The following is a 13,814-nucleotide window of genomic DNA, read 5'->3' on the forward strand; positions in this document are numbered from 1 at the left end:
GAAGAGTTTCTCTGTGGCAATGCCGAGAGGGCCACACCCGTTCCCATCCCGAACACGGAAGTTAAGCCTCTCTGGGCCGATGGTACTGCATTGGTAACGATGTGGGAGAGTAGGTCGCCGCAGGGAATTTAATAGAGAAGCCCCACTGGATATCCGGTGGGGCTTTTCGCTTTTCTGCCTTCTACCAAGCTGTCACGCAAATCACAAACTTCTTAAACCTTCCCGAACGCAACTTTGGCGACGTCTTTATACTCTTTGGCGAAATGAACCTCCAGCCCCTCTTTAAGGTAATCCGGCAATTCGTCAAAATCCTTCTTGTTCGCCTCGGGGAAGATCAGCACTTTCAGTCCGGCTCGACGCGCTGCGATGGTCTTTTCCTTCAGTCCGCCGATTGGTAAAACCCGCCCCGTCAGAGTCAATTCTCCGGTCATCCCCAGTTTCTTCCGTACGGGCTTTCCTTTAATCATCGAAATGAGCGCCGTTGCCATGGTCACACCAGCCGACGGGCCGTCTTTCGGGGTAGCGCCGGCCGGGACATGCAGGTGCACGAAGTGGTTGTCGAAGTAGTCCGCCGGTGCCCCGTACGACTTCAAATGCGCCATCACAAAGGAATAGGCAATCTCGGAACTCTCTATCATCACGTTACCAAGTTGCCCTGTCTGTCTGAACCCCTTGCCCTTGCTCGCCATGGCGGTGGCTTCGATGGGGAGTGTCGCTCCCCCCATGCTGGTCCAGGCCAGACCGGTCACCACACCGGGGACCCCTTCGAAGATCTCCTCAGTAGTGAATACCGGCTGCCCCAAGTAATCATGCAGGTCCTTTTTGGTGACCACTATGGCTTCGGTCCGTCCGGAGGCGAACTCCATTGCCGCCTTGCGCATCAGTTTCTTGATGCGGTTTTCAAGGGTCCTGACTCCGGCTTCCCTTGCCCATCCGTCGACTATCGCGGCCAGGGCATCCTTCCTGATGGTAACCTGTCCTACTTTCAACCCGTGGTTCTTCATCGCCTTGGGTATCAGGTAGCGTTTCGCGATCTCCATTTTCTCCTCAAGGACATAGCCGGAAAGGCGGATCACCTCCATCCTGTCGAGTAACGGCGCGGGAATCGTGTCCAACTGGTTAGCCGTGGCAATAAACAGAACATTGGAAAGATCGAACGGCACATCGAGATAATGGTCGCGGAAAGTCCCGTTCTGTTCGGGGTCCAGCACCTCGAGAAGCGCCGAGGCCGGATCGCCCTGGAACGAGGCGCCGATCTTATCTATCTCGTCCAGCATCAGCACGGGGTTTGCGGTCCCCGCATTCTTCATGGCCTGCAGGAATTTTCCGGGCATCGCCCCGATGTAGGTTCGGCGATGGCCTTTGATCTCGGCCTCGTCACGCATGCCGCCCAGTGAGAAACGGAAGAACGAACGACCGAGGGCGTCCGCGATGCTCTTCCCGATGGAAGTCTTGCCGACGCCCGGGGGACCGACGAGGCAGAGGATCGAACCGGAGATGTCACCCTTCATTTTGCCCACCGCGATGAACTCGGTGATGCGGTCCTTCACGTCATTCAACCCGTGATGGTCGCGATCCAGCGCCTTGCGCGCCTTCTCGACGTTGTACGAGTCCTTGCTGTATTTGCCCCACGGCAGAATGGTGAGCCAGTCGAGGTAGTTCCGGGTCACGTGGTACTCCGGCGAGGACGGCTCCAACAGCCTGAACTTGTCGAGCTCGTCGGAGACTGCGCGCTGCGCCTCGTCGTTCAGTTTCAGCTCCTTCAGGCGCTGCTCGAATTTCTCGATCTCGGACGTCTTTCCCTCTTTCTCCAGTCCCAGTTCCTTCTTGATCGCCTTCAACTGTTCCCGCAGGAAAAACTCGCGCTGCTGACGACTGATCTTCTCTTCGATCTGCTTGGTGATCTTTGTCTGCAGCCGGGAGACCTCGAGCTCCTTCTTGAGCAGGGTGAGAACCAGGTCGAGCCTTTTCCTCACATCGAAGGATTCAAGGACCAGTTGCAGTTCCTGCCCGTCGGCGGAAGTGAGGCTCGCGGCGAAGTCAGCCAGCTTGCTCGGATCGTCAAGGCTTGAGCGCCCGAGGAACATCTTGATCTCCTCGGAGTAGAGCGGGTTGATCTGTACCAGTTCCTTCAGCGTGCTCACCACCGCGATGGAATATGCCTTCAGTTCCGGGTTGACGGAAAGCTCGGTGCCGTACTGGTAACTGACCGTGGCATAGGTGGCCCCATCGCTTTGGTGCAGCTCGACGATCCTGAAACGCTCAAGGGTGTTGAGCAGGAACTGGGCGTTGTCGTCCCCCAGGTGGATCATCTTGACGATCTTCCCCACAACCCCGACGGCATGGAGGTTATCGGGACCGTCCGGCTTATCCGGGTCCTTGACGAGCACGAGCCCGATCGCTTGGGCCTGGGATTCCATGGCGTGTTTGATGGCGCGTATTTGGTTCTGATCATCTAGCGCCATGGGAATCAGCATGTTCGGAAACGCAGGGCGCGGCCGTATCGGAATTATGGGGACACCAAGCGGCAGGACCTCGGAAGCCAGAACGAGACTGCCTGGCTGCGAAGGCTTGCCGTTTATTTCAGCTTCTACAACTTCGATATCCTTTTCGCTCATGATGAGACTCCTGGCGTAGTTTTAATAAAACGTAAGCACGGAACCCGGCAGTGTCAACCTCACCGACAGCAGACGATCCGTGCGAAGGCGCGAAACATCTGCCTGTCGGTTGATATATCCCGGGGATGTTGTAAGACTTAGCAGTGCTCAACCAAATCCCAACACACTCTCGAAAGGAGTCAGTGATGAAAATTCTGATGGTAGTGACCTCGCATGACAAGTTAGGCGACACCGGCGAGAAGACCGGTTTCTGGCTGGAAGAGCTTGCTGCGCCCTATTACGTCTTTCACGATGCAGGGGTAACGGTGACCATAGCCTCTCCAAGGGGAGGAATGCCCCCGGTGGATCCGAAAAGCAATCTGCCGGAAAACGAGACCGAGTCGACGATGCGCTTTAAGGACGACCAGGCGGCGCAGGACGACCTCGCCCATTCCAGAAGGCTGCGCGAGGTGTCGGTGAACGACTTCGACGCGATCTTCTATCCCGGGGGGCACGGGCCGCTGTGGGACTTGGCGCTCGATACCGATTCCATCGCACTCATCGAGGCCTTTGTACGGGCCGACAAACCGGTGGGCGCCGTTTGCCACGCCCCGGCGGTGCTGGCAGACGTGAAGGGACCGGATGGCGATTTCCTGGTGAGGGGGAGGCATGTTACCGGCTTTACCAACGCAGAAGAAGAGGCGGTGGGGCTGACCGATGTGGTCCCGTTCCTCCTGGAGGACCGGCTTAAAGAGCGAGGTGCGACCTTCCGGGGCGGGGGAGACTGGGCTCCCCACGTTGAAGTGGACGGTAAGCTCGTGACCGGCCAGAATCCGGCGTCCTCCGCGCCTGCTGCCGAAGCGCTACTGAAGCTGTTGAAGCCGTCGTAACCAGGTGCTGGGCCCCGTTGATTCCCCCGGAGAGCGGATCCCATCACGAAAGGAGCTATTATGGAGACCCTGCGTAAGATACGGAAGATATGGAAGAGCGAGCCGACCATCGAGGGGGCGGGCGTACACCTGAAGCGCGCCTTCGGATACCACGAGGCGCCGCTTTTGGATCCGTTCCTGCTCTTCGACGACTTCCATTCCAACTACCCGCCGCATTACTTGAAGGGCTTTCCATGGCACCCGCACCGCGGCATCGAGACCATAACCTACGTGCTCCATGGGAAGGTGGAACATGGTGACAGTATGGGAAACAAAGGGGTCATTGATTCCGGCGATCTGCAATGGATGACCGCCGGCAGCGGTATCATCCATCAGGAAATGCCGCTCGGCGACGGTGAAGGGCTCATGTGGGGATTCCAGCTTTGGGCGAATCTCCCTGCCTCACACAAGATGATGGCGCCGCGCTATCGCGGCATCGTCGCCTCGGAGATACCCGAGGTTACCATGAACGGCATCAAGGTGAAGGTGATCGCCGGGACGGCGGGGGGCGTGCAGGGACCGGTACGGGACGTGGTGGTCGATCCCGAATACCTCGACGTGACCATCCCCGAGGGGAGCAGCTTCACCCACCCCATAAAGCGCGGCTACACGGCACTTGCCTACATCATCGACGGTGAAGGTTACTTCGATCACGAGCGCAACGCCTTCGGGCACGAGGTAGTCGGTAATAAATACTTCGACCTCGATCGGCAGTGTGAGTGCGGTCCGGAGAACCTCATCCTTTTCGAGGACGGCGACGTGGTATCGGTAACCACACAGGGGAAACCAGTGCGCTTCCTATTGATCTCGGGAAAACCGATCGGGGAACCTGTGGCGTGGTACGGCCCCATCGTCATGAATACGCAGGAAGAGTTGGAGCAGGCCTTCGAGGAGTACCGCAACGGCACCTTCGTGAAGTAGGCGGGGAGTTCAGGTAGTTGAAATAAAAACGGGACGCCGAGGTCGGCGTCCCGTTGTTGTTTGCGTGGAGCTAGTTGCTGCCGCTTCCTTCCTGGGCCTTGAGCTTCTCGGTGGGAGTGAGCTCGATCTGCACGCGGCGGTTCAGGGCGCGGTTGGCCTCGGTATCGTTGGCCACGGCAGGGCGGGTGGAACCGTACCCTACGGCAGTCATCTTGGATGCGGGGACACCCTGGGAAATCAGGAAGTCGCGCACCCGTCCGGCGCGCCGCTCGCTGAGCGGTTGGTTGATGGCGTCGGAGCCGGTGGAATCGGTGTGCCCCTCGATGACGATGGTGGTCTGGGAATCCTTGAGCGTCGGGGCCGCCTTGCCGAGTGCATCCTTCGCTTCCTGTTTCAGGACGTCCTTGCCCACGTCGAAGAGGACACCCGAGGGAAGGGCCACGTAGACCTTGTCGCCGTCGCGCACCACTTCAGCCTGGGGCATGCTCTTTTTGAGCGCGGCCGCCTGCCGGTCCATGTAATTACCTACACCACCGCCTACGACCGCACCGGTCAACCCGCCGATGGCCGCGTTGCGTCCGCGGTGGGATTTGCCGCCGATGAGTGCGCCGGCGCCGGCGCCCAGGACCGCACCGCCCAAAGCTCCCAGACCGGTTCTCTTGTACTCGTAGCTCCCGTCAGGATTGGTCGCGCAACCGGTTACTAACAGGGCGGCTGCTGTCATTCCAACGATCATTCTGGCTATCCAACGTGCTTTCATACTCCATCTCCTTGTTGATTAAAATATGATGGAACTCACCAAACATAGCACTACAGTTGTTTGGAATCAATGCGCCTTTGGCTTTACGACTTATTTTCTTTCTCGGCCTCGGTGATGAAACTGTCAATGATCTCATAAGTTTCAACAGGTTTCTCCTCCTGAGGGTTGTGTCCGCATTCCTCGAGCACACGTAGTTTTGCCGCTGGAATGGCAGCTTGAAGACGATTCCCCTGTGACAGTGGCACGATCTCGTCGTGCCTTCCCCAGAGAAGCAATACCGGCAGGCGCAGGTCCTGGTAGCGGGAGGCGATCTCTTCCTGGTTGACCGGCACCAGGCTGCGGCAGGTCGCGACGAGGGCCCGCTTGGCGGCTTTGTTGCGGTAGCAGGGGGCGTACCGGGCGATGTGTTCCCGGTCGATGAGGCTGTGGTCGTGGTAGGCCATCTTCAGCCCCACTTTCACCCATACGTCCGGTGCATACAGGGCAACGAAGAGGGCGGCGGCGTAACGGTTTTTAAAAATCTCCGCCATAAGCGGCAGACGCTGTAAGTAACCGGGGCCGGCCATGATGATCACGGATGCCAAAAGATCGCGCTCATCCCGGAGCATCGCCTCTACCGCGGTCAGCAGCACCACTGCTCCGCCAAGGGAGTGGCCTGCGACGATGACCTGGGCGAGCCCTTCCTGTTCCAGAAAGCCGATGAGGCGGACCGCGTGGCCGCGGATGGAGTAGTCCCCCCCGTTCGGTTTCGAAGATTCTCCTGATCCAAGCAGGTCGAGAAGGTGGACGCTGTAGCGGTCGGCGGGGAAGAGCGACACGAGATCACTCCATGTCTCGGATCTTGCCGCCAGGCCGTGCACCAGGACGACGTTGGTTGGCCCCGTCCCGTAGGTACGGTAGGCGAGAGTCTCGGTTTCCGACAGGCGGCAGAATAGAAGGGGGAGGGTGGCGATGTTCATGTCGGGTAGTTTAACAGAATACCGACGGAACGCTGGGGTGGAAGGCGGCGAAAAGTGAAGTCTCTGTTACTCTTGTGGCTGGGTAATCAGTAATTGGACATATTCAGTACTTGGCCAAGCAACGGTCCTTCGGTATCGGCCACAGGTAACCGTAGGCAACAGAAGGTCTGGCAACAGAAAAGGCCCGATGTGAAGTCATCGAGCCTTGTGTTAAAAAAATAACTGGCGTCCAGTGAACCTGCTCAATCCGTAGGAGTGGTTTTTGTGCTTCTGGGAGAAACTTCGGTAGCCACCCTTATCTGGTCTTTTTATGCCATAACGGACGAGATATCTAAGCCTTTCGGCCTGGTCTCCTGAACGTCAGTTACCAACCCCGGATGTCGCTTCATGCACCTGGAGTTGTTTTATGTCGGTTTGTGAAGTTTTTTGTCTTTTGCTCCCTCCATAAGAAACATTTTACTCCTGCCACATTGTCGGATCAACACTTTTTGTGCCGGTCTATGAAGTGCAAGATACTGTTTTTCAGGAGGAAGATGTGCCGTCCCGCATACTCGTTATCAGCACGAACCGTGAACGCGCGCCGCAGCCGACGGTTCCTCTCGGCGCCGCCTGGGTGGCCGAGTCGCTGCTGCAGGCCGGCTTCCAGGTCCGCCTGCTCGACCTCTGCTTCGCGCGGGATGCACTGCTTGCGACGCAGAACGCCATCGCCGCGTTCGCTCCTGACGGCATTGCCATTTCCGTTAGAAATCTCGACAACTGCAACTTCCTCGCCCCCAAATCCTATCTTCCCGAGGTGCGGCTACTGGTGGATTTCATCAAGTCACGCAGCGACGCCAGAATCCTGGTGGGAGGCTCCGGCGTGAGCATCATGCCGCAGCAGGTCCTCGACTTTCTCGAGCTGGACCATGCCGTCGTTGGGGAGGGGGAGCACGCCGCCCCGCTTTTTTTTCGCGCTGAAGGAGCCGAGCATGCCGGACGCGTGGCAGGTGTGGTCCGCCGTAGCAAAGCGGGTGTGGTGGAAGCGGGCGGGGGGGCGGCAAGCGCCGGTCCCTTCATCACGCCGCGTCTGCACCGCTGGGTGGAGACACGGCGTTACCTCGCGCTGGAGCCGGTATTGCCCATCCAGGGAAAAAGGGGATGCACCCATCGATGCCTATACTGCACCTACCGCAGCATCGAGGGGGATTCGTGGCGGGTCAGGGAGCCGGGAGCGGTGGTCGACGAGATCCTGTCGGCCATGCGTAATACCCGGGCTCGCGAGTTCGAATTTGTGGACAGCATCTTCAACGAGCCGGAGGGGTATCTGGAAATCTTGCTCGATGAGATTTTGAGGCGCGGGATCAAGGCCCGCTTCAGCGTCTCGTCCCTTTCCCCGAAGGGGCTCACCAGGGATCAACTTGAGCTGATGGCCCGCGCGGGAGTGGCTTCCGCGGTCATCACCCCCGAGAGTGCAGCCGGCGCCACCTTGGCTGCGCTTGGCAAGGGATTCGATGAGGGCGAGGTGCACCGCGCCGCGGAACTTGTTTCAAGCTCGCGCCTGCGCGCCTTGTGGTGCTTTCTCATGGGTGGTCCCTCCGAGGACGAGACAACCCTGGGGAAGACGGTGGTCTTTCTGAACCGCTACCTGAGCGACAAAGACCACGCCTTCCTGACCACCGGGATACGTATCTACCCGGGCACCGGTTTGCATGATGTGGCCTTGCGGGATGGGCTGGTTGAGACCGGAGACGATCTGCTCATGCCGGCTTTCTATTTTTCGCCGCAGCTTACCCCGCAGCAGGCCCGGACGCTTTTGGACCGGGGAATAAGTTCGCCGTCGCGCTGCATCAATCTGCTTGATACACAAGCTCCGGTAATTGGGGCTTTGCGCCGGATAGGAACTGCCGTGGGGTTGCCGACGCCGTACTGGCGCTATACCCGCTTTGCCAAGGGAATGAGCCGCACACGCTGACAGAGATGTACGTCGCTCCTGCACGTTGACAATAATATGTTAGAATCGCCAAATGGTTAATCACCCAATTCCCCTTCAGCACCAAGGAGAGACAGTGTCTGCGTACAGTCGAATGAGTAGCACGCTGCTGTTGGTACTTTTGCTGCTGTTGCCTTTGCCGGTACAGGGCGCACCGGTGACGGTAAGGTTCACGGAAGGAATGGTGCGCGGCTTTCTCATACTAAAGGACGAAGCCGGCAATCGGATCGCTTCCGGTGATTTTCTGCAGCTACCCAAGGACGGCGGGATAAAGACCCGCATCGTGCTCAATTTCAAGGACGGTTCTCTCCACGACGAGACGGTCATCTTCTCACAGCAGCACCACTTCCTCCTGAAGAGCTACCGGCTCATCCAGAAAGGGAAGTCTTTTGACGAGGACCTTGATGTGTCTCTGGAGCGGAGCCCCGGCACCTACCGGGTCCGCGTGAAAGGAAAGGACGGCCGCGAGAAGGTCTTGCAGGGTGAGCTGGAGCTCCCGTCCGACGTCTACAACGGCATGGTGCCGACGGTGATGAAGAACCTCGTCAAGGGAAGCAGCGAGACCATCCACATGGTCGCCTTCACCCCGACACCGAGGGTGATCGAGCTGGAGATGTCCCCTTCCGGCGAGAACAAGATACTGATCGGGGACGTCGAAAAGACGGCAAACCACTACGTGCTCAAACCGAAGCTCGGACTGCTGAGGCTTCCCGCCGCGCTCCTCGGCAAGAGCCCGCCGGACCACCACATCTGGACCGTCATGGACGAGGTGCCCGCCTTCGTTAAATTCGTAGGCCCTCTCGCCACGGGCGGCCCCATCTGGCGTATCGAGCTGACCAGCCCCAGTTGGCCCAAATAGAAAAGGGAAAGAATCAGCCTATGCCGTTTATCCCCCGCAGGAGGACAAACCTGGAATTTCTCGATCTCCCGTCGGACGTCTGCAGTGTCGACGAACTCGAAGGGAGCCTCGCCGACATCCGCACGGTGAACCGTTACCTCGGCGACCGCTGGGCGCTTTTGAAACACCTGTCGGCTCGGGTGAGGGGGCTCGCGCGGATCACGGTGCTTGACGTCGCCACCGGTTCCGCCGACCTCCCGGTCACCCTGGTTGAGTGGGCGCGTAAAAAAGGGATCGATATCAGCGTCACTGCAGTCGACATCAACAGCCGCACCATAGACATTGCGCGCCGGTGCACCCTGCAATACCCCGAGATCGAGCTGATGGTCGCCGATGCCCTGGAACTTCCGTTCGGGGATGGGAGCTTCGATTTCGTGCTCTGCAGCAAGACCTTGCACCACATGAAGGAGCCGGAAGGGGTTGCCGCGCTGCGGGAAATAATGCGGGTGGCGCGTAGGGGATACCTCGTCATGGACCTGCAAAGGAGTTGGGTCGCCTACCTCCTCATCTACGCGCTCACGAGAATTTTCACCAGAAACCGCATGACCCGATACGACGGCCCGCTCTCCGTGCTGAAGGCGTTCACCGTCGAGGACCTCACCCTGTGGGCGCAGCAGGCGGGGGCCCCCTCCTTCAGGATCCACCGCGAGCCGTTCTGGCTGCTCGTTCTCTCGGGGGATAAATCATGAAGTTCTCCGTTGCCACCAATTTCGAGCCCGACCTGCTGTCCGCTCTCGAAGGGTTTCCGGTCGCGGAGCTCTTCGGCAAGCTCCCTAGTGACAGCATCGGCGGGGGGCGCGCCTCCTTCATGCTGGCGCCCCTTGGCAGGGACCGGTTCCGCGCCCACGTCGCAGATGCGGCGCGCAGGGGGATCGGGTTCAACTACCTGCTGAACCCCGCCTGCCTGGACAACCGCGAGTACACCCGGAAGGGACAGCAGGACCTGGAGCGGCTGCTCGAGTTTGTCGAGGAGTGTGGCGTCACCTCGGTCACGGTCTCGCTTCCTTTCCTGCTTCCCATCATCAAGAAGCGGCACCCGCGTCTCAAGGTGCGGGTGGGCGTCTACGCGCGGGTGGACTGCGTGGCGAAGGCCAGGTTCTGGGAGGACCTGGGGGCGGACTGCATCACGCTGGAATCGATAGCGGTGAACCGGGACTTCGCCATGCTACAGGCGATCCGCGAGACGGTGCGCATCGAGCTGCAGCTCATCGCCAACTCCAACTGCCTTATCTTCTGCCCCTGGTCGGGACAGCACATGGTGAACCTGTCGCACGCCTCCCAGAAGGGGCACGAAAGCCGCGGCTTCATGATTGATTACTGCGCCCTGCGCTGCTCCGCGGCAAAGCTCGCCGACCCGACGCATTACCTGCGCTCCGAGTTCATCCGGCCCGAGGACCTCTGCGCCTACACCGGCCTTGGCTACCATTCCTTCAAGATCCTGGAGCGGGGTGCGCCGACGCAGGTGTTGGCGCGCCGGGTGAAGGCCTACGCCGAAGGGCGCTTCGAAGGGAACCTGCTCGACTTGATCCAACCCTATGGTTACCGGGGGGGCGGGGAAAGCGGGGGGCTTGCCGGACTTTTGAGGTTCGTGAGGTTCTTCTTCCGTCCGGCAACGGTGAGCCCCACCGGGCTCATGCGCCTGAAGCGTCTGGCCGAGAAGCGTGGCCTGCTGGCGGGACTGGACTGGGACCCGGTTTACATCGACAACCGGCTTCTGGACGGCTTTCTGGACGGCCTGAAGGATATCGAATGCCGGGGGCGTGATTGCCCCCGGTGCGGCTACTGCGCCAGCTGGGCGGACAAGGCGATCCGAGTCGACACGAAGTACCGCGAAGAGATGCTGCAGCTTTACCAGGAAGCTTTCCATGACATGCATTCCGGGGCCCTCTGGGGGGTGACCGATGGGAGGGGATGATGATCGATGCACGTTTCACCAAGGGGGAGCCTGCCTCGCCCGGGGCGGTCTATGTCGCCTCGGTGGCGCTGGCCGTACCGGAGTTCAGCGCAACGCAAAGTTACGCGGCGGAACTCGTCCGGCAACGCTTCAAAGAAACCCTGACGCCGAGGAGCCTCGGGCTGATCCGGGCGACCTTCGAGCATCCGGCCATCGAGAAACGTCACTTTGCCGTCGACGCACCGGCGCGCATCTTCGACGAGACCGCTGACGAGCGTGTCGCCCGTTTCACAGAAGAGTCGGTGGCGCTTGCGACGCGGGCGGTGCTGTCCGCACTGGAACAAGTGGGGCTATCGCCCTTGCAGGTGAGCGGCTTGGTGCTCAACACCTGTACCGGCTACATCTGTCCCGGCATCTCCACCTACGTTGCGCAGCGTCTCGGTATGCGACCGAGCACCCGGCTTTACGACCTCGTCGGTAGCGGCTGTGGCGGCGCAATCCCGAACCTGCAGGTGGCCGAGTCGATGCTGAGAACAACCGGTGGCGTCGTGGTGAGCGTCTCGGTGGAGATCTGCAGCGCTGCCTTCCAAATGGAAAACGACCTGAGCCTCATCCTTTCCAATGCGCTCTTTGGTGATGGCGCGGCGGCAGCCGTTTTGTGGCAGAAACCGGTCGGGTTCGAGTTGACGGCATCGGCGGGGCGCTACGTGCCCGAGGAGCGCGAGGCGATCCGCTTCATCCACAAGGGGGGGCAGTTGCACAACCAGTTGTCGACGGACCTCCCCAGTCTGGTGGCAAGGGCCGCGGCAGAGGTGGTCGACGACCTTCTGGACTCGGCCTCGCTGGAAAAGGAAGACATCGGGGCGTGGGCCCTGCACACCGGCGGCGAGAAGGTAATCAACGCGGTGCGGGACCAGGTGGGGATACCGGAAGAGCTCCTTTGGGCGACACGGCGGGTTCTGTCCCAGTACGGCAACATGTCTTCGCCCACCGTCTGGTTCGTACTCGAGGAGATGATGCAGAAGGGGATACCTGCCGGCACGTGGTGCGTCCTGCTCGCCTATGGCGCGGGGCTATCTGCCCATGCCTACCTGCTGCGCAAGACGTGAAGGTGATAAATGGTTTTCAAAACCTGTGGCGGGAGCGGAACTGGTCGCCGGTGAAATAGCCGCGCACGAGGTCGAGGTTGTTGAGTAGCACCTTCCAGGCCCCCTTCTCGCGCTTCTTCACGAAGCGGTTCCCCACGAACATCGAGGGGCTGAAGAACGCCTTCAGGTTCTCCCAGTTCATCAGCCTGTTCAACTGGGCCGTGCTGAGCTGCCTCGTCTTCACGTTGCACATGAAGCCGGTGTACCTGCTCAGTCGGTCGGAATTCGTGACGAGCTCCGCCTGCAGCAACTCCTCCCTGATTCTGGTGCCGGGGTAGGGGGTGACGCACTGCACGTAGGGGAGATCCACCCCCAGCCGGCGCGAGGCGCGGAACACTTCCCTTATCTCCTCTTTCCCGTCGTCGGGATTGCCGATGATGAAGCCTCCCATCACCCCGATGCCGTGTTCGCGCAACCGGTGCACCGCCTGCCTGGTCTGCTCCCTGATGTCACCCTTTTCAAAAAGAGCGAGGTTCTTCGGCAGCACCGATTCAATGCCGAGGAAGACCATGGCGAAGTTGGCACGGGAAAGCGCAGGTATAAGCGCCGGGTCGGCCACGATGCCGGCGACGGATGCTTGGACCAGGTACTCCATGTCGTTCAGCCCCTGCTCCGCGATCGCCTCGGCGAGCCGAGTGAAACGGCGGCTGTCCAGGGTGATGTTGTCGTCGACCAAAAGCACCGTCTTCGTGCCATGCCGCTTGAGTTCCCGCAGGTCTTCGAGCACCATCTCGATCGGGCGGCATCGGAAGCTGGAGCCGTACATCCCGGTGATCGAACAGAAGGTGCAGGTCTTGGTGCAGCCGCGCGAGGTCTCAACGCAGTCGAGCCGGCGGTCGAAGTAGGTGAAGCCGTCCAGAACGCGCACGCTGCGGTCCGGCAGTGGCAGGCACTTCAGGTCGAGCAGAGGTCCGGGAGGATTGTGGACGAAGATGCCGTGGCGCGGCCAGGAGAGGCCGGGGACATCGAAAAAGGAGCGCTGGCCGTCGAGCGCTTCCAAAAGGGCGGCAAAGGCATGCTCACCTTCGCCGCGTACCAGGAAGTCAAACGGGGCGTTGCCGGAGGCGAGTTCTTCGCGGGCGAGGGTGGCGTGGTAGCCGCCAAGGACAAGCTTGGCGCGCGGGGTGGCTGCCCGGCAAATGGCGAAGACTTTCAGGGCGCTTTCGTACTGGAAGCTCATGCTGCTGACGCCGATCACATCGGGAGAGAACTCCGCCAGAAGCCGCCTGAGCCACGACTCGATGTCGCGATGCACGAGGACGAGATCGACGACCTTAACCCGGTGCCCCTTGAGGTGCGCGGCGATGGAACAGAGCCCGAGGTTGGGGACTTTTATGATGCGATGGAAATTGTTGGCGGCATCAGGCATCGCCAGAAGGAGTACATTCATGATTTCCCTTGTGACTGCGGCAGGTTCGATTGAGCCCCTAGCATTATAGTGGCTGGGGCCGCTTGCGCAAACGGAACGCCTGCTGGCAAGGGGGAGGATTGAAGATAAAATGTTCGTCATTAAATCCGGTGCTGCGGTAGAAGCCGCCGCGGCTGGAGGTTCCCATGGACGAACAGGAAAAAAAAGAGGTAGCACCGGTGGTGGTGATTGTAGAGCGGCGCAGGCAAAGTGAGACGGAGTTGAGTCCGGCTGAGGTCATGAAGATATTGAGAAAGAGGGCGGCTCGGGTGCGGAAGAACCCGACTCGTGAGTAAGAGGAGTTGTCATTATCGGCAATGTGAAGGCCTCC

At 60.0% G+C, this 13,814-nt stretch carries 12 protein-coding genes and 1 rRNA gene; 9 read left to right on the forward strand and 4 right to left on the reverse strand.

Translation table 11 applies throughout. The features are described 5' to 3' along the window. The first annotated feature begins 9 nt into the window (after nucleotides 1–9). Nucleotides 10–126: ribosomal RNA gene (gene rrf, locus E4633_RS18180) — 5S ribosomal RNA — on the forward strand. Nucleotides 127–212: 86 nt separating this feature from the next. Here rrf and lon read toward each other — a convergent pair. Next, nucleotides 213–2,618, reverse strand: coding sequence for an endopeptidase La (gene lon, locus E4633_RS18185; protein WP_135872404.1), 2,406 nt, complete (start codon nucleotides 2,616–2,618; stop codon nucleotides 213–215). A 185-nt stretch (nucleotides 2,619–2,803) separates the two neighbouring features. Here lon and E4633_RS18190 point away from each other — a divergent pair, with 185 nt between their 5' ends. Continuing rightward, a complete protein-coding gene (locus E4633_RS18190; protein ID WP_135872405.1) occupies nucleotides 2,804–3,487 on the forward strand; it encodes a type 1 glutamine amidotransferase domain-containing protein in 684 nt (227 codons plus the stop codon). Nucleotides 3,488–3,547: 60 nt separating this feature from the next. After that, nucleotides 3,548–4,447 carry a pirin family protein gene (locus tag E4633_RS18195; RefSeq protein WP_135872407.1) on the forward strand — a complete coding sequence of 300 codons (900 nt, stop codon included), beginning with the start codon at nucleotides 3,548–3,550 and terminating at the stop codon, nucleotides 4,445–4,447. 70 nt (nucleotides 4,448–4,517) lie between these two features. Here E4633_RS18195 and E4633_RS18200 read toward each other — a convergent pair whose 3' ends face one another. Further along, the gene (locus tag E4633_RS18200; RefSeq protein ID WP_135872409.1) at nucleotides 4,518–5,207 is read right to left on the reverse strand and encodes an OmpA family protein; all 690 of its coding nucleotides are present in this window, start codon (nucleotides 5,205–5,207) and stop codon (nucleotides 4,518–4,520) included. A gap of 83 nt (nucleotides 5,208–5,290) precedes the next feature. Further along, nucleotides 5,291–6,166, reverse strand: a complete 876-nt coding sequence (locus E4633_RS18205; protein ID WP_135872411.1) for an alpha/beta fold hydrolase — start codon at nucleotides 6,164–6,166, stop codon at nucleotides 5,291–5,293. A gap of 535 nt (nucleotides 6,167–6,701) precedes the next feature. Between E4633_RS18205 and E4633_RS18210 the strand changes: the two genes are divergently transcribed. The 5 genes from E4633_RS18210 (at nucleotide 6,702) to E4633_RS18230 (ending at nucleotide 12,036) form a co-directional block, all read left to right on the forward strand. Further along, a complete protein-coding gene (locus E4633_RS18210; RefSeq protein ID WP_135872414.1) occupies nucleotides 6,702–8,117 on the forward strand; it encodes a B12-binding domain-containing radical SAM protein in 1,416 nt (471 codons plus the stop codon). Between the two features lie 94 nt (nucleotides 8,118–8,211). Continuing rightward, nucleotides 8,212–8,994: a hypothetical protein gene (locus tag E4633_RS18215; RefSeq protein ID WP_246038234.1), complete on the forward strand. Its 783-nt coding sequence runs from the start codon at nucleotides 8,212–8,214 to the stop codon at nucleotides 8,992–8,994. A 20-nt stretch (nucleotides 8,995–9,014) separates the two neighbouring features. Continuing rightward, nucleotides 9,015–9,722, forward strand: a complete 708-nt coding sequence (locus E4633_RS18220) for a methyltransferase domain-containing protein (RefSeq protein WP_135872416.1) — start codon at nucleotides 9,015–9,017, stop codon at nucleotides 9,720–9,722. After that, nucleotides 9,719–10,948 (forward strand): U32 family peptidase, encoded by a 1,230-nt coding sequence (locus tag E4633_RS18225; RefSeq protein WP_135872418.1) that lies wholly within the window; start codon nucleotides 9,719–9,721, stop codon nucleotides 10,946–10,948. Before E4633_RS18220 ends, E4633_RS18225 begins: the two co-directional genes overlap by 4 nt. Beyond that, complete coding sequence (locus tag E4633_RS18230; protein WP_135872419.1) at nucleotides 10,948–12,036, forward strand: type III polyketide synthase; 1,089 nt, start codon at nucleotides 10,948–10,950, stop codon at nucleotides 12,034–12,036. Before E4633_RS18225 ends, E4633_RS18230 begins: the two co-directional genes overlap by 1 nt. Nucleotides 12,037–12,052: 16 nt before the next feature. On the opposite strand, the gene E4633_RS18235 is transcribed toward E4633_RS18230, so the two are convergent. Continuing rightward, nucleotides 12,053–13,465 carry a B12-binding domain-containing radical SAM protein gene (locus E4633_RS18235; protein WP_135872421.1) on the reverse strand — a complete coding sequence of 471 codons (1,413 nt, stop codon included), beginning with the start codon at nucleotides 13,463–13,465 and terminating at the stop codon, nucleotides 12,053–12,055. A gap of 164 nt (nucleotides 13,466–13,629) precedes the next feature. Here E4633_RS18235 and E4633_RS20655 point away from each other — a divergent pair, with 164 nt between their 5' ends. Continuing rightward, nucleotides 13,630–13,779: a hypothetical protein gene (locus E4633_RS20655; RefSeq protein WP_198419476.1), complete on the forward strand. Its 150-nt coding sequence runs from the start codon at nucleotides 13,630–13,632 to the stop codon at nucleotides 13,777–13,779. Nucleotides 13,780–13,814: the final 35 nt, after the last annotated feature.

This window comes from Geomonas terrae (genome assembly GCF_004791675.1).
GTDB classification, from domain to species: Bacteria; Desulfobacterota; Desulfuromonadia; order Geobacterales; family Geobacteraceae; genus Geomonas; species Geomonas edaphica.

Excerpts from the sequence above, each read along its gene's own strand:
- E4633_RS18235 (WP_135872421.1), bottom strand. The coding sequence starts at position 13,465 with ATGAATGTACTCCTTCTGGCGATGCCTGATGCCGCCAACAATTTCCAT.
- lon (WP_135872404.1), bottom strand. The coding sequence starts at position 2,618 with ATGAGCGAAAAGGATATCGAAGTTGTAGAAGCTGAAATAAACGGCAAG.
- E4633_RS18230 (WP_135872419.1), top strand. The coding sequence starts at position 10,948 with ATGATCGATGCACGTTTCACCAAGGGGGAGCCTGCCTCGCCCGGGGCG.
- E4633_RS18195 (WP_135872407.1), top strand. The coding sequence starts at position 3,548 with ATGGAGACCCTGCGTAAGATACGGAAGATATGGAAGAGCGAGCCGACC.
- E4633_RS20655 (WP_198419476.1), top strand. The coding sequence starts at position 13,630 with ATGGACGAACAGGAAAAAAAAGAGGTAGCACCGGTGGTGGTGATTGTA.
- E4633_RS18220 (WP_135872416.1), top strand. The coding sequence starts at position 9,015 with ATGCCGTTTATCCCCCGCAGGAGGACAAACCTGGAATTTCTCGATCTC.
- E4633_RS18200 (WP_135872409.1), bottom strand. The coding sequence starts at position 5,207 with ATGAAAGCACGTTGGATAGCCAGAATGATCGTTGGAATGACAGCAGCC.
- E4633_RS18190 (WP_135872405.1), top strand. The coding sequence starts at position 2,804 with ATGAAAATTCTGATGGTAGTGACCTCGCATGACAAGTTAGGCGACACC.
- E4633_RS18225 (WP_135872418.1), top strand. The coding sequence starts at position 9,719 with ATGAAGTTCTCCGTTGCCACCAATTTCGAGCCCGACCTGCTGTCCGCT.
- E4633_RS18205 (WP_135872411.1), bottom strand. The coding sequence starts at position 6,166 with ATGAACATCGCCACCCTCCCCCTTCTATTCTGCCGCCTGTCGGAAACC.